Origin of the sequence: Devosia sp. Leaf420, from assembly GCF_001425445.1 — a bacterium.
In the GTDB taxonomy this organism is placed as follows: domain Bacteria; phylum Pseudomonadota; class Alphaproteobacteria; order Rhizobiales; family Devosiaceae; genus Devosia.
In genome coordinates this window covers 306,441-328,275 of record NZ_LMQU01000011.1, presented here as the reverse complement: position 1 = coordinate 328,275, position 21,835 = coordinate 306,441, and the positions used below count along the sequence as shown (strand labels likewise).

The 21,835-nt window shown below is 60.8% G+C and carries 26 protein-coding genes; 13 read left to right on the top strand and 13 right to left on the bottom strand.

What is annotated here, in order from left to right:
* Positions 1–10: 10 nt before the first annotated feature.
* A complete protein-coding gene (locus tag ASG47_RS12520) occupies positions 11–190 on the top strand; it encodes a hypothetical protein (RefSeq protein WP_061909480.1) in 180 nt (59 codons plus the stop codon).
* A gap of 155 nt (positions 191–345) precedes the next feature.
* Here the strand turns inward: ASG47_RS12520 and ASG47_RS12515 are convergent, their stop codons facing one another.
* Positions 346–1,068 (bottom strand): DUF1013 domain-containing protein, encoded by a 723-nt coding sequence (locus ASG47_RS12515; RefSeq protein WP_061909474.1) that lies wholly within the window; start codon positions 1,066–1,068, stop codon positions 346–348.
* A gap of 160 nt (positions 1,069–1,228) precedes the next feature.
* Positions 1,229–2,242 carry an NAD(P)H-quinone oxidoreductase gene (locus ASG47_RS12510; RefSeq protein ID WP_156464088.1) on the bottom strand — a complete coding sequence of 338 codons (1,014 nt, stop codon included), beginning with the start codon at positions 2,240–2,242 and terminating at the stop codon, positions 1,229–1,231.
* 80 nt (positions 2,243–2,322) lie between these two features.
* On the opposite strand from ASG47_RS12510, the gene ASG47_RS12505 reads away from it, so the two are divergent.
* The 4 genes from ASG47_RS12505 to ASG47_RS12490 all read left to right on the top strand — a co-directional run bounded on the left by ASG47_RS12505 (position 2,323) and on the right by ASG47_RS12490 (position 3,929).
* The gene (locus ASG47_RS12505) at positions 2,323–2,511 is read left to right on the top strand and encodes a DUF1192 domain-containing protein (protein ID WP_061909472.1); all 189 of its coding nucleotides are present in this window, start codon (positions 2,323–2,325) and stop codon (positions 2,509–2,511) included.
* 97 nt (positions 2,512–2,608) lie between these two features.
* Positions 2,609–2,830 (top strand): hypothetical protein, encoded by a 222-nt coding sequence (locus ASG47_RS12500; RefSeq protein ID WP_061909470.1) that lies wholly within the window; start codon positions 2,609–2,611, stop codon positions 2,828–2,830.
* A 24-nt stretch (positions 2,831–2,854) separates the two neighbouring features.
* On the top strand, positions 2,855–3,061 hold the full coding sequence (locus ASG47_RS12495) for a hypothetical protein (RefSeq protein ID WP_061909468.1): 207 nt from the start codon (positions 2,855–2,857) through the stop codon (positions 3,059–3,061).
* Between the two features lie 343 nt (positions 3,062–3,404).
* Positions 3,405–3,929: a DUF1465 family protein gene (locus ASG47_RS12490; RefSeq protein ID WP_061909466.1), complete on the top strand. Its 525-nt coding sequence runs from the start codon at positions 3,405–3,407 to the stop codon at positions 3,927–3,929.
* A gap of 167 nt (positions 3,930–4,096) precedes the next feature.
* Here ASG47_RS12490 and rpmE read toward each other — a convergent pair whose 3' ends face one another.
* A complete protein-coding gene (gene rpmE, locus ASG47_RS12485) occupies positions 4,097–4,318 on the bottom strand; it encodes a 50S ribosomal protein L31 (protein WP_061909464.1) in 222 nt (73 codons plus the stop codon).
* A 211-nt stretch (positions 4,319–4,529) separates the two neighbouring features.
* On the opposite strand from rpmE, the gene ASG47_RS12480 reads away from it, so the two are divergent.
* Complete coding sequence (locus tag ASG47_RS12480; protein WP_061909462.1) at positions 4,530–6,347, top strand: ABC transporter transmembrane domain-containing protein; 1,818 nt, start codon at positions 4,530–4,532, stop codon at positions 6,345–6,347.
* Positions 6,348–6,492: 145 nt separating this feature from the next.
* Here the strand turns inward: ASG47_RS12480 and ASG47_RS12475 are convergent, their stop codons facing one another.
* From ASG47_RS12475 to ASG47_RS12450, 6 genes are all read right to left on the bottom strand, one after another.
* Complete coding sequence (locus tag ASG47_RS12475; protein WP_061909461.1) at positions 6,493–7,518, bottom strand: peptidoglycan -binding protein; 1,026 nt, start codon at positions 7,516–7,518, stop codon at positions 6,493–6,495.
* 3 nt (positions 7,519–7,521) lie between these two features.
* Entirely contained in the window at positions 7,522–8,511 is a 990-nt protein-coding gene (locus tag ASG47_RS12470; RefSeq protein ID WP_061909460.1) for a hypothetical protein, read from the bottom strand.
* A 125-nt stretch (positions 8,512–8,636) separates the two neighbouring features.
* Positions 8,637–9,431: an inositol monophosphatase family protein gene (locus ASG47_RS12465; protein ID WP_061909459.1), complete on the bottom strand. Its 795-nt coding sequence runs from the start codon at positions 9,429–9,431 to the stop codon at positions 8,637–8,639.
* A 133-nt stretch (positions 9,432–9,564) separates the two neighbouring features.
* Positions 9,565–10,785, bottom strand: a complete 1,221-nt coding sequence (locus ASG47_RS12460; protein WP_061909458.1) for a tetratricopeptide repeat protein — start codon at positions 10,783–10,785, stop codon at positions 9,565–9,567.
* Positions 10,782–11,381: a thiamine phosphate synthase gene (locus ASG47_RS12455; RefSeq protein WP_061909456.1), complete on the bottom strand. Its 600-nt coding sequence runs from the start codon at positions 11,379–11,381 to the stop codon at positions 10,782–10,784. Before ASG47_RS12455 ends, ASG47_RS12460 begins: the two co-directional genes overlap by 4 nt.
* 334 nt (positions 11,382–11,715) lie before the next feature.
* Positions 11,716–12,744, bottom strand: a complete 1,029-nt coding sequence (locus tag ASG47_RS12450) for a class I fructose-bisphosphate aldolase (protein ID WP_061909454.1) — start codon at positions 12,742–12,744, stop codon at positions 11,716–11,718.
* A gap of 200 nt (positions 12,745–12,944) precedes the next feature.
* On the opposite strand from ASG47_RS12450, the gene ASG47_RS12445 reads away from it, so the two are divergent.
* Complete coding sequence (locus ASG47_RS12445; protein WP_061909452.1) at positions 12,945–13,775, top strand: aldo/keto reductase; 831 nt, start codon at positions 12,945–12,947, stop codon at positions 13,773–13,775.
* A gap of 168 nt (positions 13,776–13,943) precedes the next feature.
* Here ASG47_RS12445 and ASG47_RS21210 read toward each other — a convergent pair whose 3' ends face one another.
* Positions 13,944–14,318, bottom strand: a complete 375-nt coding sequence (locus ASG47_RS21210) for a cell division protein ZapA (protein ID WP_061909450.1) — start codon at positions 14,316–14,318, stop codon at positions 13,944–13,946.
* A 3-nt stretch (positions 14,319–14,321) separates the two neighbouring features.
* Positions 14,322–14,609 (bottom strand): DUF4164 family protein, encoded by a 288-nt coding sequence (locus ASG47_RS12435; RefSeq protein ID WP_061909448.1) that lies wholly within the window; start codon positions 14,607–14,609, stop codon positions 14,322–14,324.
* Positions 14,610–14,856: 247 nt separating this feature from the next.
* On the opposite strand from ASG47_RS12435, the gene tkt reads away from it, so the two are divergent.
* The 6 genes from tkt (at position 14,857) to ASG47_RS12405 (ending at position 20,276) form a co-directional block, all read left to right on the top strand.
* Positions 14,857–16,833, top strand: a complete 1,977-nt coding sequence (tkt, locus tag ASG47_RS12430) for a transketolase (RefSeq protein ID WP_061909446.1) — start codon at positions 14,857–14,859, stop codon at positions 16,831–16,833.
* 49 nt (positions 16,834–16,882) lie between these two features.
* A complete protein-coding gene (gap, locus tag ASG47_RS12425) occupies positions 16,883–17,890 on the top strand; it encodes a type I glyceraldehyde-3-phosphate dehydrogenase (protein WP_061909444.1) in 1,008 nt (335 codons plus the stop codon).
* Positions 17,891–17,994: 104 nt separating this feature from the next.
* Positions 17,995–18,543 (top strand): hypothetical protein, encoded by a 549-nt coding sequence (locus tag ASG47_RS12420; protein ID WP_061909442.1) that lies wholly within the window; start codon positions 17,995–17,997, stop codon positions 18,541–18,543.
* A gap of 14 nt (positions 18,544–18,557) precedes the next feature.
* Positions 18,558–19,106, top strand: a complete 549-nt coding sequence (locus tag ASG47_RS12415) for a hypothetical protein (RefSeq protein WP_061909439.1) — start codon at positions 18,558–18,560, stop codon at positions 19,104–19,106.
* 21 nt (positions 19,107–19,127) lie between these two features.
* Complete coding sequence (locus ASG47_RS12410) at positions 19,128–19,667, top strand: hypothetical protein (RefSeq protein WP_061909437.1); 540 nt, start codon at positions 19,128–19,130, stop codon at positions 19,665–19,667.
* 78 nt (positions 19,668–19,745) lie between these two features.
* The gene (locus tag ASG47_RS12405; RefSeq protein ID WP_162243257.1) at positions 19,746–20,276 is read left to right on the top strand and encodes a putative glycolipid-binding domain-containing protein; all 531 of its coding nucleotides are present in this window, start codon (positions 19,746–19,748) and stop codon (positions 20,274–20,276) included.
* A gap of 139 nt (positions 20,277–20,415) precedes the next feature.
* Here the strand turns inward: ASG47_RS12405 and ASG47_RS12400 are convergent, their stop codons facing one another.
* Positions 20,416–21,384: a MerR family transcriptional regulator gene (locus ASG47_RS12400; protein WP_061909791.1), complete on the bottom strand. Its 969-nt coding sequence runs from the start codon at positions 21,382–21,384 to the stop codon at positions 20,416–20,418.
* A gap of 55 nt (positions 21,385–21,439) precedes the next feature.
* Positions 21,440–21,805, bottom strand: a complete 366-nt coding sequence (locus tag ASG47_RS12395; protein WP_061909432.1) for a DUF2200 domain-containing protein — start codon at positions 21,803–21,805, stop codon at positions 21,440–21,442.
* Positions 21,806–21,835 lie beyond the last annotated feature (30 nt).

Genomic DNA, 21,835 nt, shown 5'->3' with positions numbered 1-21,835 from the left:
CGCGGTAATCATGGTGCAACTTTTGGGCCCGACACTGGTACTCATGACATACCGTGCCAAAGGCTGGTTTTTCGCCGCCGCCATCAGCTTTTCCCTCTGGGCTCTCATCGCTCTCGTGAGCGTCGAGATCATGATGCAGTGGGAACAACCCAACCCGATCGAAGAGATCGCGGACGAAGCGGCGGTCTAGACCGCTTCATTCCCGGCTAGTCCGGGCAATCCAGCTCGCCTGCATATCGGCCACCAGCACAAGCCGGGTGAAGGTCTTTGAGACATTTGGACCTTCAAACGAAAATCCCCGCCACTAGGGCGGGGACCGAAAAGCTGGGCTGAAGGCCGGGCCGATTATTCGTCGGCGTTGGACTTGAGCGATTTGAGCTTGGAAAAGACCGAGTCGGCGTCGAGGTCTTCGTGGCCCTGATTGCGACGGCCTTCGCCATCGTCTTCCTGGCTGCCATATTCTTCCTGCCGCGCATTGGCGCGCGCGAGCGCTTCTTCGGCGGTAAGAAGGGTCGTGCCTTCGGCGACTTCGTTCGGTGCACCGGCATCCTTGGATGCGCGCTTGACCTCGAGGTCGAGCTCGATCTGGCTGCAGAGACCAAGAGTCACCGGGTCCATGGCGGTCAGATTGGCCGAATTCCAGTGGCTATTTTCACGGACGGATTCGATGGTCGACTTGGTGGTACCCACGAGACGCATGATCTGTGCGTCCTTGAGTTCGGGATGGTTGCGCGTCAGCCACTTGATGGCATTGGGGCGTTCGTTGCGGCGCGAGATGGGGGTGTAACGCGGACCCTTGCGCTTGACGGCAGCAACGCGGACTTTTGGATCGGACAGCTTCAGGCGATAGTTTGGGTTGCCTTCGGCCTTCTCGATCTCTTCTTTGGTCAACTGACCATTCTGGATCGGGTTGACGCCCATGATGCCCGAGGCGACGTCGCCATCGGCAATGCCCTGCACTTCGAGCGGATGCAGCGTGCAGAAGGCAGCGATCTGGTCAAAGGACAATGCGGTGTTGTCCACGAGCCAAACAGCGGTCGCCTTGGGCATGAGTAGGGGCTGGGACATGATAAAACTCTCCTGATGGCGCGGCCGGTTTTCCTCCGGACCGCTCCGCCTCAAAAGCCAAATGCTGAGGGGGAACTGCACACAATATAGAGTTTTGGCGCCATTTCCGCAACGCTGAAACCAGCCCATAACATTTAATTAGCGCAAATTTTATTTGAGCTCAGTCGGCGCTGGTCAGAAGAACGAGTTTCCCGAGATGGCTTCTTTTTTCCATGTGCTCATGTGCCTTGCTCGCTTCGGCTATGGGGAAGGTCGTGACATTGGGTTTGACCCAATCGGGCAGCGATAGATGGGGCAGGAGACGCAGGGCAATATGCTCGGCAATCGCGGCCTTAATCTCTTTTGATTGCGGACGAAGAGTCGAGCCGGAAAGCGTCAGTCCCTTGGCCATCATCAAGCGCAGGGGGACCGGCGCCGTGCCGCCATCGAGCGTCGAAATCTGGACGATATGCCCGCCGCGGGCCGAGGCCTCTATATTGACCGCGGCCATATCGCCGCCGACGACATCGAGAACCCGATCGGCGCCCTTGCCGTCCGTCAATTCCATCACCCGGGCGGTGATGTCTTCGCTCCGGTCGATCGTCGCCGTGGCGCCAAGCCGTTTGGCATAGGCCGCTTTCTCGGGGCTCGAGGTGACGCCAATGGCTTTGGCGCCGATGATTTTTGCAATCTGGATGGCTGCCCCACCAATGCCGCCTGAGGCGCCGTGCACGAGGACAGTCATGTCCGGGGAAAGACCTGCGCGCATGACGAGCGTCTGGGTGACGGTGAACCAGGTTTCGGGCAGGGCCGCGGCTTCGGCAAAGCTCCAACCCCGCGGAATGGGAAGCACCTGGCCTTCGGGCACGGCGACATAGCCGGCATAGCCGCCACCATTGGTCAGGGCCATCACTTTGTCGCCGACGCGATACCGGCCTGTCGTTTCACCCAGCGCTGCGATTTCGCCAGACACTTCGAGACCGATAATGGGCGAGGCGTCGGCCGGCGGATCATATTGGCCTCGCCGCTGCGCCAGGTCCGGGCCGTTGACACCGGCGGCGGCCACGCGGATCAAAACCTCGCCGGGACGCACGGCGGGCAGGGGCTGCGTGCCGAGCACGAGGTTTTCGGGGCCGCCGGGCGATTTGAGCGCGATGGCGGACATGGTGGCTGGAAGCGAAGCAGCGTTGGTCATCTGTCTATGCTGACGCAAACCGGGCTTGCCCGGCAAGGGCGGCGCGTCCATCTTGGGGTCAAATGTTTCCGGAGGCTCCAATGGAAGATCAAGACCAGCGCGCGAAAATCCCTGTGAGCCACGAGGTTGGCATGGTGCTCGACGCGCTCTCCGTTTCAGAGCTCGAACAGCGCATCGCGCTCCTCAAAACCGAGATCGTTCGGCTCGAAGCCGCGATCGATGCGCGAGGGCACACCCGCAAGGCAGCCGACGCCATCTTCAAGTTCTGAGTCGGCGAGTGCGGCGAATTAAGGTTAAACAAGACTAAAGGTTCGGTTGCGCCGCGCCCTGGGTTAAGCTTTTCTTAACACGGGAGGCGGCTCCGTTATGACTTGGAACCTTTTGTTCATCTTTGCACTTTTTGTGACATCCGGCACCTGCGCTCTGGTCTATGCGCTGCGTCTGGCCGGGGTCGAAGATGGCACGCCTCTTAACGCCCCAGCCCCTGACAATCTCACAGACCATGGATGGCAAGAGGCGCCGGTTCAGACTTTGATGTGGCAGGTGCAGGTGGCCCGCTATTGGCAGCCGCCGTTCCGCCGTCGCTAACAAGACGTTCAAGGAGAGCAGAGCATGACACCACAGGTTGACCGAATTCTCGAAGGCGTCCGTCCGATGGAAGTTACGCATCTCCAGGCTTTGGCAAGCGGCCAGATCCCGGTCGGCACCGCGCACCTGCGCCAGCTCGAAGACAAGGGCTGGATCGAAACGGTTGCGGGTACGCCCTTGATCACCCTGACCGGTCGTACGCTGCTCGATGGGGCATCCGCCCGCATCTGATCTTCAGTTTGCGTCAGGGTTAAGAAATCGAGTCTTGTTAACACGCAATTAACGAGTTCGGGTTAAGGTGTTCTTATTCAGATCTTCTGGATTTTTCAGAGCGGTTCTCCCTCTGTTTGACGCCTCCCTGTAAACTTCGAGAGCCGTGTTTCACGGCTCTTTTTCTTTTTCTGGGGTCTCAAAACTCTCGCACAACGCGTGGCGCCTATACCACTTGTTGAGCTTAGTTGGCGCTCAGAGGTGACGGGAGCCACATTTGTGCCTAGCATGATGGGCACATGATGGACGCAATCCGTCTGCCTTGACAATTTCAGCGCAAAAGACGCCAAAGCGGGGATGAACCGTGGCCGATAGCAGCGAAACCAGCCGACACGCCATTTCCCTCGGGCCGCGCATCGCAGCCTCTGGCGGGTTCGAACAGCTTTATCGCGAAGGCATGGGCCTGATCGAAGCCGTCGCCACCTATCTCGATCAAGAAGGGCGCGAAGACAGCCGCCTCCTGCCGCGCGAAGCGGCTTTCCTCTACGCCACCGAATCCATGCGCCTGACGACGCGCCTCATGCAGATCGCCTCATGGCTCTTGCTGCAGCGGGCGGTCAATGAAGGCGAAATTTCCCGCGAGAACGCGCGCACCGAGAAGGAAAAGGTGCAGTTTTCTGCAACGCCTTCCGAGCGGGGCGGGCCGGGATATGATCATCTGCCGGTCAAACTTCGTGACTTTATCGACCTCGGCGATCGTCTATTCGAGCGGGTCACCCAGCTTGATCAGCTCGAGCGCGGCAAATTGCCAGAAGTCCCGACCGGCCAGGTCAACGGCATTGCCGACCAGTTTTCGCGCCTCCACGCCGCGTTCAAGCGCACGGAATAGTTTTCCCATTGACGGAAAAGGCCTCAGCCTGAGGAGCGGAGCTTCGAAGGTCGAGTGCGTGCTCGTATATACTCTGGCGAGGTTTTCGCGCTCGCGCCGGGTGCATGAGTTAAACAAAAAACCCGGCGCAAGGCCGGGCTTTTCGAATTCTTGTTTGCAAGAACAGCTTAAAGGCCGAGGCCCTTGAAGCGTTCCTTGAAGCGGCTGACGCGACCGCCGCGGTCCATCAGCTGGCCCGTGCCGCCGGTCCAGGCGGGATGAGTCTTGGGATCGATATCGAGCTGCAGCGTATCGCCTTCCTTGCCGTAGGTCGAACGGGTCTGGTAGGCGGTGCCATCGGTCATCACGACATTGATGGTGTGGTATTCGGGATGGATATCGGACTTCATCGCTTGCGCCTCAAATCGAACGGGCGAAGTGGCGCCCGGAGAGCTGGAAACTGGTGTTGGGCGGCTTCTTACCTAATGGAGCCTCAATAGGCAAGGGCAGGGGAGCGGCAATTTTACCCTCGTCCACGAGGTTGCTCCCCGGCAAGGCGGGGCCTATATCCAACCGGCCGCTGCAGGGCGGTTTTCCAGCCAACGAGAACGGCGCACACATATGACCGATCAAGCCGTTCCGGCAGAGAGCAATAGCGAAAAGGTAATCGAGGCAGCGCGGATACAGCCCAAGCGGCTGCAGCCGCTGCGCCGTCTCATGCCGTTCATGCTCGCCTATCCGGTGCGCCTCTCGCTCACCGTGCTCTTTCTTCTCGTTTCGGCGACGACGTCCCTCGCGATTCCCGCCATGCTCGGTGGCGTCATCGATCGCGGCTTTATCGAGAAGAACCTCGATATGGTCGGCCAATATGGTTTCATCATCATAGCCATTGCCGCGGTGATGGCGCTTGCGAGCGGCGCGCGCTTTTATTTCATCTCCGTCATCGGCGAGCGCGTCATCGCCGATCTCCGCCAGGCGGTGTTTTCCCATCTCCTTCGTCTCGATGCGCGTTACTTCGATACCAATCGCGTCGGTGAACTGACGAGCCGGCTTAATGGCGATGTCGCCATTATTCGCGGTGCGGTGGGATCGAGTTTCTCGCTGGTTCTGCGCTCCATGGTCACGATCATCGGCGCGCTGATCATGATGGTGCTGACGAGTCCGGTGCTGACGGCCGCTGTTGTTATCGCCGTCCCGACTATTCTTGTTCCCGTCGTCCTCTATTCGCGCCGCCTCCGCGGCATGTCGCGAAAAACCCAGGATGCGCTGGCCGATCTTTCTGCCATGGCAACGGAAATGCTTGGCGCGCCGCGCACCGTCAAATCCTTCACCCAGGAAGCCAGCCAGTCCGAAATCTATCGCGAGCGCAGCGAAGAAAGTTTCGAGGCCGAAGTTCGCCGCCTAAGCGCCCGCGCATTGCTCGTCGCGCTTGTTATTTTCCTCGGCACCTGTGCGCTTGTGGGGCTTGTCTGGTGGGGCGCCCGCGCTGTCTTCGAGGGATCGGTCACGGCGGGCCAGTTGGCGCAGTTCATGGTCTATGCCTTGATGGCCTCGGGTGCTCTGACCAACGTTTCGGAAGTTCTGGGCTCGCTCCAGACCATTGCCGGCTCGACCGAGCGGTTGACGGAAATCCTCGATACGGAAGCTGCCATCGAAGATCCGAAAAATCCGGTGCCGCTGCCGCAGCCGTCGCTGGGCACCGTGGCCTTTGATCGGGTGAGCTTCACCTATGATCCGACGGCGACGGGCAAAGTGCTCGATGATCTCTCGTTTACGGTCGCCAAGGGGGAAACGGTTGCGCTCGTGGGTCCGTCAGGCTCGGGGAAGTCCACCACCCTCTCGCTGCTGCAGCGCTTTTACGATGTCGCTGGCGGATCCATTACGGTCGATGGCGTCGATATCCGCGATGCAAAGCTCTTTGATCTCCGTCAGCGCTTTGCCTATGTCGAGCAGGAACCGACCATTTTTGCCGGCACGATCGCGGACAATATCCGCTTCGGCAAACCTGACGCCACCGAAGCGGAAATCGAGGCGGCGGCGCGATCGGCGCTGGTGCATGATTTCGTTGTCGACTTGCCGGCCGGTTATCACACGGTCGTCGGCGAGCGCGGCGTGATGCTATCGGGTGGCCAGAAGCAGCGCCTCGCGATTGCCCGTGCGATCCTGAAAAATGCGCCAATCCTGCTCCTTGATGAGGCGACCTCGGCGCTCGACGCGCAGAGCGAGCGGCTCGTGCAGATGGCGCTGGAGCATTTGATGGCCGGCCGCACGACGCTCGTTATCGCACACCGTCTCGCGACCATTCGTGACGCCAACAAGATTCTCGTGCTCGAAGCGGGTCGGATTATCGACCAGGGGACGCATGAGGAATTGGTCGCCAAGGGCGGGCGCTATGCGGAACTGGCGAAGCTTCAGTTCAGGTCGGACCTGAACCACTGAACAACTAAGGCCAAAAGGCCCCTCACCCGGCCCTACGGGCCGACCTCTCCCCCGAAGGGAGAGGTGTCGCTCCGCGACTTTGGCAACCCCCACCTCTCCCTTCGGGGGAGAGGTCGCCGCAGTGCGGCGGGTGAGGGGCCTTGCCTTATCCTTCGGTCAGTTTGAACTCGATGCGACGGTTGCGCCTGAACGCTTCGTCGGTATTGCCGGGGTCAAGCGGCGCATATTCGCCAAAGCCGGCGGCGACGAGACGGGCAGGGGCGACGCCCTTGCTGACGAGATATTGGGCGACGGAGATGGCGCGCGCTGCCGACAGCTCCCAGTTGGATGGGAAGCGGGCATTGGAAATCGGCCGGCTATCGGTGTGGCCGTCGATGCGCAGCACCCAATTGATATCTGACGGGATTTCCTGTTCGAGCTGCAGGATTGCATCGGCCAGCGCATCGAGTTCGGGGCGTCCGCCTGCCTGGATTTCGGCCTGGCCGGGATCGAACAGCACTTCGGACTGGAAGACGAAACGGTCGCCCACAACGCGGACGTCCGCGCGACCTTCGAGAATCTGCCGCAAGCGCCCGAAGAAGTCGGAGCGATAGCGCGACAGATCCTGAACGCGCTGGGCCAGCGCCAGATTGAGACGGCGGCCGAGATCGGCGATCTGCGTCCGCGATTCCGTATCGCGGGTTTCCGAGGCTTCAAGCGCAGCTTCAAGCGCCCCGATCTGCGTGCGCAGGGCCGCTAGTTGCTGGTTGAGCAGGGCAACCTGCGCATTGGCTTCATCGGAGAGCTTTTGCGAGTCGATCAGATCATCCTGCAGACCTGCAATGGTCGCGTCGCGATCGCCAAGCCCGGCGCCGATGCCGCTTAGCTGGGAGGTCAGATCCTGATTGCGGGCCTCGGAGCTTGATAGAGTTGCCTGCAGCGTCGCTAATTGATCGGTGAGATCGCCTGAATTGGCGCGCTCGAGCTGTAGCAATTCGGTCAGTTCCGCGATCTGGCTATTGAGCCGCGATAGCGCAGTGTCCCGTCCTTGGATCTCCTGTCCCAGAAAGAACTGGGTGAGCATGAAGAGGCTCAAGAGGAAGATGATGACGAGCAGGAGGCTCGACAGCGCGTCGACGAAGCCCGGCCAGTAATTGGCCTCTACTCTGCGGCGCGAGCGGCTCGATGGCATGGCTTAGTCCCGACGCTCGGTGGTGTCGGTTTCGTTGAGCATGGCCTCGATCAGGCTGCGGAGCTTTTTGTTGGTCTCGCTCTGTTCGGTGATATAGGCGCGCAGGTCTTCTTGCTCGGTGCGGATGTGCTTGACGAGGCCATCGATGCCGCGCGCCAGTTCGGCCATGGCGCGAATGGCGTTCTGCGAGGAATTCTGGCTCTGCATATTGGCGCCGAGCTTATCGAACATTGCCTGGATTTCGGGCCCACCGGCATTGGCCTGCATGGCGCTGACCGGGTGATCGAGCTCGGTCATGGAGGTCATCCAGTCTTCAAGATCTGTATAAAAGGCGTTCTGTGCCTGGCTCGTCTGAAGATCGAGAAAGCCGAGGATCAGCGAGCCGGCAAGACCAAACAAGGAGGACGAAAAGGCGGTGCCCATCCCGCCCAGTGGCGCGGCAAGACCCTCCTTGAGATTGGCAAAGAGTGCGGTGCTGTCGGCGGAGGTGACGTCGAGTGCGTTGATGACGCCGGCGACGGAGCTCACGGTTTCGAGGAGACCATAGAATGTCCCCATGAGGCCGAGGAAGACGAGAAGACCAGTGAGATAACGCGACGTATCCTTGGCTTCATCGAGGCGGTTGCCGACGGAATCAAGGATCGACCGCATGGAAGATGGCGTGATGATCGCCTCGCCGATCCGCTCGCGGAGCAGCCCAGCAACGGGGGCCAGCAGAATCGGAGGGCGCACCTGGCTCGAGCCGCCGTCCTGAAGGGAATTGACCCACTTTACCTCAGGGAAAAGCCGGAAAACTTGCCGGAAGCTGAGGAAAATGCCGATGAAGAGGGCGAAGAAGATCATCGAATTGATGAACGGGTTCGCCCAGAAGAAAGTGAGGATCTGTTGAGAGAGGATAGCGGCGACCAGTGCCGCCAGAATCAGGAAAATGACGATTTTGACGAGGTAAACGGCCGGGCTGGCGAGGTGATAGGGATCGTAACCTTGCGTCATCGTGCCTTTAACCTCTGCCTCGCGCAGCAAATCAACTGCGTGCGAGACTAGAGGCGGCGGAATGGCGTGACAATGGAAAAGGTTAACGGTTCCGCAGAGGTGATAGGAACATCACCCCTCGGAGGTCACTGAACACCCTTGAGCGACTTAAGGAGCGCGCCCTGCAGCGTTTCGTTGCCGGCAACGATCTGGCCGTTCCACACCGAACCGGGCTGGCCGGCATAATCGGTGACGAGGCCGCCGGCTTCCTTGACCATCAGCAAGCCCGGAGCGACGTCCCAAGGCTTGAGGCCGGCTTCCCAAAGAGCGTCGAAGCGGCCGGAAGCAAGCCATGCCATGTCCACGGAGATCGAGCCCGAGCGACGGATACCGGCCACGGCCGGATTGACATGAGCGAGCTGGCGCAACTGCAGACCATCATTGGACGTGCCCTGCGTCTTGATGCCGGTCACGACGACCGCGTCCGACAGGTGCCGGCGTTCGGCGACACGCAAGCGCTTGCGATCGGCCAGCCAGGCGCCGCCGCCCTTTTCAGCGGTGTAGAGCTCGTCCATCACCGGATTATAGATCACCGAAGCCACGATATCATCGCCACGCTGCAGCGCGATAGCGACGGCAAAAAGCGGGATGGAATGGAGGAAATTGGTGGTGCCATCGAGCGGATCGATGATCCAGGTGTGCTGGCCATCGGTGCCGGCAACCTCGCCGCCTTCTTCCATGAGGAAAGCATAGGTCGGGCGCGCCTTGCGCAGCTCATCATAGACGATCTGTTCGGCGCGGAGGTCGGCCTTCGACACGAAATCGGCCGGACCCTTGCGCGAGACCTGGAGGTTTTCGACCTCGTTGAAATCGCGCGACAGCGACTTGCCAGCCTTGATGGCGGCATTGACCATGACGGTGAGAAGGGCGGAACGCGCCATTGTTTTCAAGCTCGCTGGTTCAAGCGGTGTGTCGGACCCGCCGGGACGAGACATCCCGGCGCGGCCTCACTTGGGCCAAGCCCTGCCGCTGATTGAAAGTTTGGCGGCTTATTGCCTCAGAACCCTGCTCGGTTCAAGGGTTTTGCGCCGGTGGGGTTTCCGTGGGGACGACAGGCGTATCGCTCGGCACAGGTGTTTCAGCCGGTGCATCGGCGCCATCGACGCTCGGCACGACGACCTTGCTCGGTGCATTTTCCATATCGGTGGGGGTCGGCAATTGCGGCCCTGCCGTCTGTGGCGTGGTGGGAATGACCGCGATGGTTTCGACGCTCGGCGGCACCGATGGCCAGAAACGCGCCCTTTCTTCGGCGCGCGCCAAAGCCTCGGGCTGGATCGAGACGAGAAGGCGATCAAGCGTCGGATCGGACAAGCCCTGCCGCCGCGCGAGAGCGCGCCACATGGCAGCGGTTTCGAGATCGAGCGCCGTGCCTTCGCCGACGGCGACGAGCTTTGCCAGCCGGTTCTGTGCGACAGGATTGCCGCCTTCGGCAGCGCGCTCATACCAGAGCACGGCAGCCGCTACATCCTTGGCAATGCCGCGGCCGAGATAGAGGAGGGTGGCGTAATCGACCTGGGCAGCGGTGAGGTTCTGCTCGGCGGCGAGCCCGATATAGCGGGCCCCCTCCGCCTCGTTGGGCGCAACGCCGGCGCCTTCGATCAGCATCGAACCATAGTCATACTGCGCTTCGGGCAGTTCCGTTTCCGCCGCTTCGCGCATGAGGGTCGCTGCGGTCGTCAGGCTCGGATCGGCATAGATGCCTTCGACATGAAGCAGCGCAAGATTGTATTTTGCAGGCGGATAGCCCTTGTCGGCGGCCTGCTTGAAGAGTTCGGCGGCCTTTTTGCGATCCTGCGCGACGCCGACGCCGTCCTGATAGAGAAGGCCAAGTTCGAAGGTCGCGAGCGTATCGCCATTTTTCGAGGCAAGCTGATACCAGCCCGCGGCGCGTTCGTCGTTTTGTGCGACGCCGAGGCCCTTTGAATAGATCTCTGCAATCAGCGTCTGGGCTGGCGCATCACCCTTTTCGGCGCGCGGCAAAGCCAATTCAAGCGCTGTAAGAAAATAGCCGCGCTGGAAGGCGCCGAAGGCAAAGTCCGGCTCCGCTCCGCCGCCGAAAATAGCATTGGAAATATCCTCGGCCGCGCCTGGCGCCGCTTCAAAATTTGGCGCTGGCGTTTCTTCGGCCGGTGTCGTGGCTTCAGGCGTTTCTGTCGGCGCCGCGGCATCCTGTGCAAAGGCGGTCAACGGGGTCGAAGCGAGTAGCAGCGCCAGGAGCGGCGCGCGCCAGATCATGCTTTTTCCTTTGCCGCAAAGGCGGCGAGCGAGGCTGTTGGGTCTTTCGTCGACCACACGCAATCGGAGAGCGCAAGAAACTCGGCGCCGGTCAGGTCTGGATTTTGGGCGTCTGCCGCGGGATTGGAATGGACAGCCGGGACTTCAAACGTCTCGGCCCACCACTGCGCAAGTTCGGCAGCCTCGGGATCGGGCGTGCCGCCGAGCGGACCGAAGAAAACATAATCGATATCAAGTTCGCCAAAGCTCATGGCATCATGGCGCGAGCGCACATTGCCGGCCCCGACAATGCCATCGGGCTTGAGCGCGGCGACGGCGGCGCGAATAGCCTTGATCCCGCCTTCAGTCACATGGACGCCATCGGCGCCAATCGACTGGGCCAGCGCCACATCGTCTTCGACGAGCACGGCTGCGCCCGCTGCCTGCCCAACCTGCACCAACCGTTCGGCGAGTTCAGCGTAAGCCGCATCGGCAAGGCTGCCGCGGCGAATGAGAAGCGCTGCGATTTCGGGCCCGGTAAGCACAGCCATCAGCCGCCGCGGAAAGTCGGCGGCATCGGGGTCAGGCGGCGTGATGAGATAAAGCTGGGGAGCCATGGAAATCCCGGAATAAGCGCAAGAGGTCCCTAGGCTGGCATTTTGGCAAGAAAGGGACGGGGTTTCCATAGGGCATGGTGGTGGGGGAGGCAATGCGGGGGTGACTGCAGTCGGCTTACCTAGTCACCCCCTCCCGGCCTTCCCCATCGAGGGGGAGGTGCAGATTTGTGATCTGGGCGACATCTCACCAAGCCCTCAATACGACACCTCCCCCTTGATGGGGAGGAAGGGGGGGGGGTTGGACAGGCGCTAACCTCCTCTCCAATCCCGAAAACAAAAATGGCGTGCCCCCTTTCGGAGACACGCCAGTCGTGACGTTGGGACGTCGAACGGATCAGGCCGCGCGGTCGACCGTGTTGTTCCATTCGCCAAGGGCGGCGAGCGAATTCATGTGGGCGCGGTGGGTGAAGGCGGCTTGCGCGGCTGGAAAATTTTCGCGGCGGCCGGCCCAGGTGCGGAGCGCAACATTTTGCAATGCGCGGCCATAGGAGAAGGTCATCGGCCAGGGCTTGAACGGAATATTGTTCATAGCCGAAAGGTGGGCCGTCGCCTCTTCGTCGGTCTGGCCACCTGAAAGGAAAGCGATGCCGGGTACGGCGGCTGGCACGTGTTCCTTGAGCACTTCAACGGTGCGCTTAGCGACTTCCTCTACCGATGGCCGATCACGCGAATTGACGCCGGGCAGGACCATATTGGGCTTGAGGAGCATGCCCGAGAGATCGACGCCGGCAAGGCGCAGTTCCTTGAAGACATTCTCTAGGACTTCGCCAGTCACCTGAGCACTGCGCTCAAGCGAGTGATTGCCCGGATCGCCATCGCCGACGACCTCCGGCTCGACGATCGGCACGATGCCGGCTTCCTGGCAAAGGATGGCATAGCGCGCAAGGGCATGTGCATTGGCGCGGATATTGTTGCGGGTGGGCGCCACGTCATTGATGGTGATGACGGCGCGCCACTTGGCAAAGCCGGCGCCAAGGGTCGCATAGCGCTCTAGGCGCTGGCGCAGGCCATCAAGACCTTCGGTGATTTTCTCGCCGCTATCGCCCGGCATGGGGAAGGCGCCGCGGTCGACCTTGATACCGGGAATAGTATCGGCATCGGCAAGAATGGCGCGGAAGGGCGTGCCGTCGGCTGCAGATTGTTCGAGGGTTTCTTCGGTCAGGATCACGCCCGAAATATACTTGGTCATCGCTTCGGTCGAGCGGAACAGCATTTCGCGATAGTCGCGGCGCAGGTCGAGCGAATTGGGCAGGTTGATCTTGGCGAAGCGTTTGGCAATTGTGCCCTCAGACTCGTCGGCGGCTAGAATGCCCTGGCCGTGCGTCATCAGCTTTTGGGCAATGGCATTGAGCGACTTGGTCATCGGGTCTCCGGCCTTAATCTGAGGGGAATGAACGTTGCCCTAAAGATTAGACTTTCGGCCCGTCTAGTCGATTAGACCTTGGGTTATCAGACGAAAGGATGATCTTGTATGGTAGTGACCGAGGGAACTTTTCGGCTCTTCGCGTTTATCGTAAGGTGACGATCAATTCCACCTTCTTTCCCAAAATAACGGATAGCAGAATGAGCACGCAACCTCACGTGACTTTTCATGATGGCCGCAGCATTCCCCAAGTCGGGCTCGGTGTCTGGCAGACGCCCAACGATGTCGCCGTCGAAGCAGTATCGACAGCGCTCAAGACAGGCTATCGCCACATCGATACGGCCGCCGTCTATCAAAACGAAGAGGGTGTCGGCGAAGGCATCCGCCAGTCCGGCGTCGCGCGTGGCGATATTTTCCTCACCACCAAAGTTTGGAACGACGATCAGGGCTTTGACCAGACCCTGCGCGCCATGGATGCGTCGCTAAAGCGTCTCGGCACCGACTATGTCGATCTCTATCTCATCCACTGGCCCTCGGCCTATCGCGGCAAATATGTCGAGACCTGGCAGTCGCTGGTAAAGCTCAAGGAAGAGGGCAAGGCGCGCTCGATCGGTGTTTCCAATTTCGAGGGCACCTATATCGATGAACTCGAAGCCGCGACCGGGCAATTGCCGGTCATCAATCAGGTCCAGCTTCATCCGCGCTTTCAGCAGCGCAAGCTCCGCGCCCGCTATGAGCCGAAGGGGATCATCACCGAAAGCTGGAGCCCGCTTGGCCAAGGGAAGATGCTCGAAGACCAGACCATCGCCGATATCGCCCAGCGCCATGGCAAGAGCCCGGCTCAGGTGATCATTCGCTGGCATATCGAAGAGGGGCTGGTGGTTATCCCGAAATCGGTGACGCCGAGCCGTATCGTCGAGAATTTTGACGTTTTCGACTTTGAACTGAGCGCCGAGGACAAGGCGGCGATCAATGGGCTGGATAATGAAGCCGGGCGTTTGGGTTCTGATCCGCTGACGGCGAAGTTTTAAGGCGTTTACTCCGGCACTGAAACAACCAAGACCGAGATGGTCACCCCGGCGAAAGCCGGGGCCCATCCTGAGATCTCAAGATGGATCCCGGCTCAAGGCCGGGATGACAGCCGGCGGTTTTGGAACAACTGAAGACTGTGCCTCAACCAAGCTAAGGGACGCGACGCCTCAGCTCTGCAAAGGCGCCGTTTCGTCGAGCACGCCGGCGATCGAGTTCAGCACCTTCGCCGCCTGATCGAGCTTCCCCGCAAAAGCCTGTTCCGTCGCTTCAAGCTCATCGGCGATCTGGTGGCCCGCTGCGGTCAGCGTCTCCACCTCGGCCTCGAGCGCCGCAATCCTGCGCTCGGCTTCAGCCAATTCATCGAGCACGGCGATGCCCGCCATCACCGTCAGCCTCGTGTCCCCAATTTCGCCGACAGCACCCTTGAGCCCCTCGACGCTGGCGTTAAAACGTTCGGCAAGGGCGATCAGGTGGCCTTGCTGCCCTTCTTCGCAGGCCATGCGGTAGCGGCGGCCATTGATTTCGACATTGACCTCGGGCATGGCCTACTCCGTTTTGGCGAGCACGGCCCGCACGGTTTCCATAGCCTCGACCAGCCGGCGCGAGACGTCATGAGCGCTGTCGTCGAGACGCTTGGCGCGGGCGGAGGTCTTGTCGAGTTCGGTCGCGAGTCGAGCGCGTTCCTGGACGAGGCGCTGGGTATCGACCTCGATGCGCTTCAGGCGCTGCATGCGGCCGGTCAGATCGGCAAGGCTCTGGTCGAGCCGGCCGAGGGCCTTGTCGAAGCGGTTTGATGCTGCGACGAGCCCGTCTTCATCGTGTCCGTCACTCATTGGCCGCAACTATCCTAAACGCAACGCCGATTCAATCTTCTGAGCGTGCCCGAACCCCACAGTCTTTGCAACTGGAAGCCCGCCTGATCCAGGGCAAAACACGCGCCAAAGTGGACGGGTGCGGCCCCTCGTGACATTGACACAAGGGCCGAACCTGTTATGCCTCAAACCGCCTTTGGGAGGAGGCTTCCGCGCCTCTCATCCCCTTATTCCCTGCCTTCCTCAGCATCAGAGAGCGGCCCAGACGATGACGAACACAGCCCAGCAGAACGAATTGGCCAATGCGATCCGGTCCCTTGCCATGGACGCGGTCGAAAAGGCGAATTCCGGTCACCCCGGCCTGCCCATGGGCTGCGCCGATATCGCCACGGTGCTCTTTACCAAGGTGATGAAGTTCGATCCCGCGAACCCCCATTGGGCCGATCGCGACCGCTTCATTCTCTCGGCCGGCCACGGCTCGATGCTGCTCTATTCCTCACTCTACCTGCTTGGCTACGAAGACATGACCATCGATCAGGTCAAGAACTTCCGCCAGCTTGGCTCGAAGACCGCCGGCCACCCCGAATTCGGCCACGCCACCGGCATCGAAACCACCACGGGTCCGCTCGGTCAGGGGCTTGCCAATTCGGTCGGGTTTGCCGTTGCCGAAGCCAAGCTTGCCGCCGAGTTCGGCTCCGATATCGTTGATCACCACACCTGGGTGCTCTGCGGCGACGGTTGCCTCATGGAAGGCATTTCCCAGGAAGCGATCTCGCTCGCTGGTCACCTCAAGCTCAACAAGCTTGTGCTGATCTGGGACAACAACAACATCACCATCGACGGCAAGGTCTCCAATGCCGACTCGACCGACCAGATCGCCCGCTTCAAGGCTGTCGGCTGGAACACGATCGAGATCGACGGCCACGATCAGGACGCCATCGAAAAGGCACTGATCGAAGCCAAGGCATCGACCGACAAACCGACGCTGATCGCGGCCAAGACCACGATCGGTTTTGGTGCGCCGAAGAAAGCCGGCACGGAAAAGGTGCATGGCTCGCCGCTCGGTGCCGAAGAACTGGCCGGCGCCAAGCAGGCGCTCGGCATCGACTATCCGGCGTTTGAAGTTCCGACCCATATTCTCGACGCCTGGCGCGCTGCGGGCACCCGCTCGCAGAACGTGCGCGGCGAATGGGAAGCGCGTCTCGGCAAGTCCGACAAGAAGGCCGAGTTCGAGCGCCGCATGGCTGGCAAGCTGCCGGCCGATTTTGACGCCACCTTTGCCGCCTATAAGGAAAAGCTCGTCGCCGACAAGCCAAAGGTCGCGACCCGCAAGTCGAGCCAGATGGCGCTCGAAGTCATCAACAAGGCGCTGCCCGAAACGCTGGCTGGTTCTGCCGACCTGACCCACTCGAACCTCACCAATACGCCCGAGACGCTGCCCTTCCAGGCTGACAACCGTCTTGGCCGCTACATGATGTACGGCATCCGCGAGCATGAAATGGGCGCCGCAATGAACGGCGTGGCGCTCCATGGCGGTCTCATCCCCTATGGCGGCACGTTCATGGTCTTTACCGACTATGCCCGCCCCGCGATCCGCCTTTCGGCGCTGATGGAACAGCGCGTCATCTATGTCATGACCCACGATTCCATCGGCCTTGGCGAAGACGGCCCGACCCACCAGCCGGTCGAACATCTGACCGCGCTGCGCGCCATCCCGAACCTTCTCGTGCTGCGTCCGGCCGATGCGGTGGAAGCTGCCGAGTGCTGGGAAATCGCCCTCAAGAGCGACAAGGCTCCCTCGATCCTCGCGCTGTCGCGCCAGAACCTGCCGGCCGTCCGCACCGAAAACTCGACCGAGAACAAGTCGGCCAAGGGCGCTTACACGCTTGTCGGCCCGGCCGATGCCGATGCCGTCATCTTCGCGACCGGTTCGGAAGTGGCCATCGCCGTCGAAGCGCAGAAGCAATTGACCGAGAAGGGCATTTCGGCCCGCGTCGTCTCCGTGCCGTCCATGGAGCTCTTTGCCAAGCAGTCCGACGCCTATAAGGCCGAAGTGCTCGGCAAGGCCAAGGCGCGCGTTGCCGTCGAAGCCGGTATCGAAATGAGCTGGTCCAAGCTCCTCGGCGACAAGGGCCGCTTCGTCGGCATGCACTCCTTTGGTGCATCGGGCCCGATCGAAGCGCTCTATGAGCACTTTGGTATTACGGCCAAGGCCGTTGTTGAAGCCGTCACCGCCCAAGTGTAAGAGAGCCGCGCCTCCCTTTCTCCTCCCCTCCCTCTAGGAGCGTCAAATCATGGCAGTTCGCGTCGCCATCAACGGTTTTGGTCGTATCGGCCGCAATATCCTGCGCGCCATCATCGAATCCGGCCGCACCGACATCGAAGTCGTTGCAATCAACGATCTCGGCCCGGTCGAAACCAATGCGCATCTCCTGCGCTTCGACAGTGTCCACGGCCGTTTTCCGCATACCGTAACCGTTTCGGGCGACACCATCGACGTTGGTCGTGGCCCGATCAAGGTGACCGCAGAGCGTGATCCGGCGAACCTGCCGCATGCCGCGATGAACATCGATATCGCGCTCGAGTGCACCGGTATCTTCACCTCCAAGGAAAAAGCCTCGGCCCATATCAAGGCTGGCGCCAAGAAGGTGATCATTTCGGCTCCCGGCGACGGCGCCGACAAGACCATCGTCTTCGGCATCAACCACCAGTCCCTCACCAAGGACGACGTGGTGATCTCGAACGCCTCGTGCACGACCAACTGCCTCGCTCCGCTCGCCTATGTGCTCCACAAGGAGTTCGGCATCGAGAAGGGCATGATGACGACGATCCACTCCTATACGGGTGATCAGCCGACCCTCGACACCATGCACAAGGATCTCTATCGCGGCCGCGCGGCTGCGCTCTCGCAGATCCCGACCTCGACCGGCGCTGCCAAGGCCATCGGCCTCGTGCTGCCCGAACTCAAGGGCAAGCTCGACGGCGTCTCGATCCGCGTGCCGACCCCGAACGTCTCCTGCGTCGACTTCAAGTTCATTGCCAAGCGCAATGTGACCTCCGAAGAGATCAACGCCATGGTCAAGAAGTATGCCGATGGCGAACTCAAGGGCGTCCTCGGCTATACCGAACAGCCCAACGTTTCGATCGACTTCAATCACGACCCGCACTCCTCCACCATGGCGCTCGACCAGACCAAGGTGATGGACGGCAATTTCGTATCGGTCCTTTCCTGGTACGACAATGAATGGGGCTTCTCGAACCGCATGGCCGATACGGCCGTCGCGCTCGGCAAGACGCTCTAAACAAACAAAAAAGCCCCGCTTCGGTGGGGCTTTTTCTGTTCGGTCACATTCTCGTGCCAATCCGTCCGCTAGTTTTGCTCCGTATTTCATGCGGAGCTTTTTTCATGCGCCTTTTCACCGCCCTTTGCCTCGCTGCCCTTTCAATTGCTGCACCCGCTCTTGCAGCTGAAGACAAAGCGACTGGTCTCGCCGTCAATCTCTCCGATGACTTTGTCGTCGAGCCGACACCGGCCGACGCCAACTTCACCGCCAATTTCGGCATCAAGTCCGCCTCCGGCGAAACGGCCAGTTTCGAGAGCGAAGACTATCTCTGCCAAGTTGCCTATTCGCCGGCTCCCGAAAACGCCGACCTCAGCGTCGAGGAGATCAATGCCATGGTCCGAACGCAGGAATGGATCGATCTTGCGAAAAATACCATGTCGGTGATTTTCGATTTCAAGGAAGACACGCCCTTCGAACTCGCTGGCTTCAACGGCCATGAATTCGTTGCCATGCCCAAGCAGTCCGGCGCTGAAAATGTCCGCCTCGTGCTCTCGATGCTCGAAACGCCCAAGGGCCGCACGGCCATTTCCTGTGTGGCCGACGAAGAGGCGCTCGACGAGATGCTGCCGACCTTCCGCACTATCCGCGATGGCGTCACCCCGCCCGCCTGATCCGGAGGTCGCTCATGCGTCTTTTGCCAATCGCCTGTGTTGTCGCGCTTCTGTCGTCGGGAACCGCTTTTGCAGTCGAGGATGATTTGACGGGCCTTGCTGTCAATCTCCCCAAGACATTCGTTGTCGAAAAGGCTCTGCCGCCGCTCGATTATCTCGTCAGCTTTGGCGTCAAGAATGCCTCCGGCAATCCTGTCGCGCTCAAAGGCGAGACCTATCTCTGCCAAGCAAGCTTCATGCCTGATCCAGCCAATGCCGAATTTACTCAGGAGCAGCTCAACACGGCGGTCGCCTCCGAAGGGTGGCGGGATCACATGAAGACCCTATTATCTCAGGATGTCGATGTCGGCGAGATCACGCCCTTCGAATTGGGCGGCATTGGTGGGCAGGAATTCATCGTGACCTCGCGGCTGAAACAGGATGCGGACGCGCGGGCCGTGATGTCCTTCCTCGAAACGCCTAAGGGGAGAAGCTTGATCTCCTGCGTCACTGAGGCCGATACGCTCGACACCAATCTCGATATATTCCGCACCATCCGTGATGGCGTTATCCCGCCGGCCTGAGCCCTCTTCTTGGAGTACGCCATGCGTCTTCTGCCGATTGCCTGCCTTGCTATGCTCTCTGTCCCCGCTCTTGCTGCGGAGGACGTCAGCGGGCTGGCGGTGAACCTGCCCGATACATTCGTGGTTGCTGCCGAAACGTCCCCGCCGCCCTATGACGTCACCTTCGGCGTCAAATCGGCCGCTGATGACCCGGCGCCGCTCGAAGGCGAAAAGTATCTTTGCCAGGTCAGCTTCCAGGACGTGCCCGCCAATGCCGGGCTCAGCGTCGAGGAGATCAATGCGCAGATCGGCTCGCCCGCCTGGCTCGCCATGGCCAAGGACGGCATGTCGCAGATTTTCGATTTCGTCGGGGATTCTGCCTTCGAACTCGATGGTTACACTGGCCATGAATTCATCGGCAAGCCTAAGCAGAAGGGCGCCGAGCACGTCCGGCTCGTGCTCTCCATGGTCGAAACCGCCAGGGGTCGTACTGCGATCTCCTGCGTCACCGATGCCGATCGGCTCGACAGCGTCTTGCCCGTGTTCCACACCATCCGCGACGGCGTGACGCCTCCCGTCTGATTATGCTGGCGGGGCATTGTCCCCGCTTGCTTTCCCCGCGCGCTTTTGCTCGAAATGCAGCGCAGCCTGGGGGCAGACGTGAATCTCAATCGATCCTATCGCTGGCAAGGGCTCGACCTTGCCACTCTCGAACATTGCCATGTCGTCGCCAATGATCGCGACACGCGCATTCGTGGCGCCATTATCGGCCCTGATTTTGGGCTCTTCTACCGCATTAAGCTCGACGAAAATGGCCACACGCGAACGCTCAAGATCGAGCGCGCGGACGGCAAGGCGCTCGAACTTTTTTGCGACGGGCAGGGCGGCTGGACCGACGATCGCGCCGAGCCGATTTCGGGCCTCAAGAACTGTGTCGATGTCGACATCTGGCCAACGCCCCTCACCAATTCTCTGCCCATCTGGCGCAGCGATTGGCAGATGAATGCACCCCAGACGTTTTCAATGGTCTGGATCGACGCCACCACCATGACCATCAAACGCGCCGAGCAGGTCTATACCAAGCTCGATGACGGGCATTTCCGATACCAGTCCGAGAATTTCGAGCGGGTCCTGGAGGTCGATGCGGATGGGGTGGTGGTGAGTTATCCGGGGCTGTTTGAGCGGGCGTAGAAAATGAAGGCCCCCTCACCCGATGCTCCGCATCGACCTCTCCCCCAGAGGGAGAGGTGTCGCTCCGCGACTAAGGCACACTGCCACCTCTCCCTCTGGGGGAGAGGTCGGCCAACGGCCGGGTGAGGGGGCCTTTTCATTACCCCATACTCACCACCATCCCTGCCGTCCGCGCCCTCGCCTCTGGCGTACCCAGACACGACACCAAGCTCTCATAACCCGGCGTCCCACCTACCGGCATGACCTCGAATGGTGAGCTGTGATTGGCCGGGCAATAGAGGATGGCGTGGCCGGGGCTGACAGCATCGAGGTCCAGAACTGCGGTCGATCGGGTCATCACCACCAGTGGCCGCTCATTGTCCGCATACCGCCGGAGCCAGGCACCCAAGGCCAATTGTGTTGCTTCATCAATACCGTCCTCGATCAGATCGAGCACACCGGCGCCCGTAGTGTCCGCAATCGCCGCGACTACGGCGCGCAGTTGGTCCGACTTCGTCGCGCCATCGTCGAGAAGCCAGGCCAAGGCTGTCTCGGCATCTTCTGAAAGTTTCTCGGGCGCCTGCCTGTCCAGCTCGTGAAACACACCGCCCAAGGCCGCCGCCAGCGCCATTGCCAGCCGTGTCTTGCCACTGCCGAGCGGACCGACGAGATAGGTGACTGGCGCCAGTCGCTTGAGCTCGAAACGTTCGCCATCCCAAGGCCAGGGCAGCGTCAAAGATAAGGCAGGTCCATCGCCGACCAGCTCCGCAACATCCGGCATGCGACCCTGAAGCAAATCTCGCCGCCAGAGTTTGACCTGCTCGAGCGCCCCATGCGTCCCGGCCATCTGCTCTTCGAGCTGGCGCTGGTGTGACGCGAGCGCGTCTTCGAGACCTTCGCTGGCGCCATCCAGCACCCCGCCGATCTGTTTGAGGCTGAGGCCCAGGCCGCGGAAGGCCACCACCTGCCTCAGCCGCGCTATCTGGTCGGGTCCATAGTGCCGCCAGCCTGCTGCGTCGCGCAGGGGTTTGATAAAGCCGCGCTCTTCGTAAAGCCGCAGAGCTTTACTTGAAACACCGAGCAGCCTTGCGGCTTCGGATGGAGAGAGAAGTGCTTGCGATTGGGTCACGGGAATCACCTCGTTGCTGACCCTTCGCTCTATCGAGGCAGACCCAGGGGACGGGTCAAGAGGCCGCGTGTTCGCCGCGCAAAATCCTGGTCATGGCTTTGCCCTTGGCCAATTCGTCGACGAGCTTGTCGAGTTGCCGGATCGCCTTCATCGTCGGATCTTCGATGTTTTCGACGCGGATGCCGCAAACGACGCCGGTGATCAATTCGCGGGCCGGGTTCATCTTCGGCGCCTTGGCGAAGAAGTCCTCGAAACTGGTTTTGTCGGCCAATTCGCGCTCAAAACTTTCCTGGCTATGGCCCGTCAACCAGCGGAAGATTTCGTCGACTTCTTGCTTGGTGCGGCCCTTGCGCTCGGCCTTGGCGATATAGGCGGGATAGACGCTGGCAACGCTGACGCCGAAAATACGGTGGCCGGTCATGGCTTTTCTCCTCGGCAGAAAGGTCATGCC

What these genes read in the sequence shown, in the direction of transcription:
- ASG47_RS12520 (WP_061909480.1), top strand. Translation starts at nt 11, where the DNA reads ATGGTGCAACTTTTGGGCCCGACACTGGTACTCATGACATACCGTGCC.
- ASG47_RS12515 (WP_061909474.1), bottom strand. Translation starts at nt 1,068, where the DNA reads ATGTCCCAGCCCCTACTCATGCCCAAGGCGACCGCTGTTTGGCTCGTG.
- ASG47_RS12510 (WP_156464088.1), bottom strand. Translation starts at nt 2,242, where the DNA reads ATGACCAACGCTGCTTCGCTTCCAGCCACCATGTCCGCCATCGCGCTC.
- ASG47_RS12505 (WP_061909472.1), top strand. Translation starts at nt 2,323, where the DNA reads ATGGAAGATCAAGACCAGCGCGCGAAAATCCCTGTGAGCCACGAGGTT.
- ASG47_RS12500 (WP_061909470.1), top strand. Translation starts at nt 2,609, where the DNA reads ATGACTTGGAACCTTTTGTTCATCTTTGCACTTTTTGTGACATCCGGC.
- ASG47_RS12495 (WP_061909468.1), top strand. Translation starts at nt 2,855, where the DNA reads ATGACACCACAGGTTGACCGAATTCTCGAAGGCGTCCGTCCGATGGAA.
- rpmE (WP_061909464.1), bottom strand. Translation starts at nt 4,318, where the DNA reads ATGAAGTCCGATATCCATCCCGAATACCACACCATCAATGTCGTGATG.
- ASG47_RS12480 (WP_061909462.1), top strand. Translation starts at nt 4,530, where the DNA reads ATGACCGATCAAGCCGTTCCGGCAGAGAGCAATAGCGAAAAGGTAATC.
- ASG47_RS12475 (WP_061909461.1), bottom strand. Translation starts at nt 7,518, where the DNA reads ATGCCATCGAGCCGCTCGCGCCGCAGAGTAGAGGCCAATTACTGGCCG.
- ASG47_RS12470 (WP_061909460.1), bottom strand. Translation starts at nt 8,511, where the DNA reads ATGACGCAAGGTTACGATCCCTATCACCTCGCCAGCCCGGCCGTTTAC.
- ASG47_RS12465 (WP_061909459.1), bottom strand. Translation starts at nt 9,431, where the DNA reads ATGGCGCGTTCCGCCCTTCTCACCGTCATGGTCAATGCCGCCATCAAG.
- ASG47_RS12460 (WP_061909458.1), bottom strand. Translation starts at nt 10,785, where the DNA reads ATGATCTGGCGCGCGCCGCTCCTGGCGCTGCTACTCGCTTCGACCCCG.
- ASG47_RS12455 (WP_061909456.1), bottom strand. Translation starts at nt 11,381, where the DNA reads ATGGCTCCCCAGCTTTATCTCATCACGCCGCCTGACCCCGATGCCGCC.
- ASG47_RS12450 (WP_061909454.1), bottom strand. Translation starts at nt 12,744, where the DNA reads ATGACCAAGTCGCTCAATGCCATTGCCCAAAAGCTGATGACGCACGGC.
- ASG47_RS12445 (WP_061909452.1), top strand. Translation starts at nt 12,945, where the DNA reads ATGAGCACGCAACCTCACGTGACTTTTCATGATGGCCGCAGCATTCCC.
- ASG47_RS21210 (WP_061909450.1), bottom strand. Translation starts at nt 14,318, where the DNA reads ATGCCCGAGGTCAATGTCGAAATCAATGGCCGCCGCTACCGCATGGCC.
- ASG47_RS12435 (WP_061909448.1), bottom strand. Translation starts at nt 14,609, where the DNA reads ATGAGTGACGGACACGATGAAGACGGGCTCGTCGCAGCATCAAACCGC.
- tkt (WP_061909446.1), top strand. Translation starts at nt 14,857, where the DNA reads ATGACGAACACAGCCCAGCAGAACGAATTGGCCAATGCGATCCGGTCC.
- gap (WP_061909444.1), top strand. Translation starts at nt 16,883, where the DNA reads ATGGCAGTTCGCGTCGCCATCAACGGTTTTGGTCGTATCGGCCGCAAT.
- ASG47_RS12420 (WP_061909442.1), top strand. Translation starts at nt 17,995, where the DNA reads ATGCGCCTTTTCACCGCCCTTTGCCTCGCTGCCCTTTCAATTGCTGCA.
- ASG47_RS12415 (WP_061909439.1), top strand. Translation starts at nt 18,558, where the DNA reads ATGCGTCTTTTGCCAATCGCCTGTGTTGTCGCGCTTCTGTCGTCGGGA.
- ASG47_RS12410 (WP_061909437.1), top strand. Translation starts at nt 19,128, where the DNA reads ATGCGTCTTCTGCCGATTGCCTGCCTTGCTATGCTCTCTGTCCCCGCT.
- ASG47_RS12395 (WP_061909432.1), bottom strand. Translation starts at nt 21,805, where the DNA reads ATGACCGGCCACCGTATTTTCGGCGTCAGCGTTGCCAGCGTCTATCCC.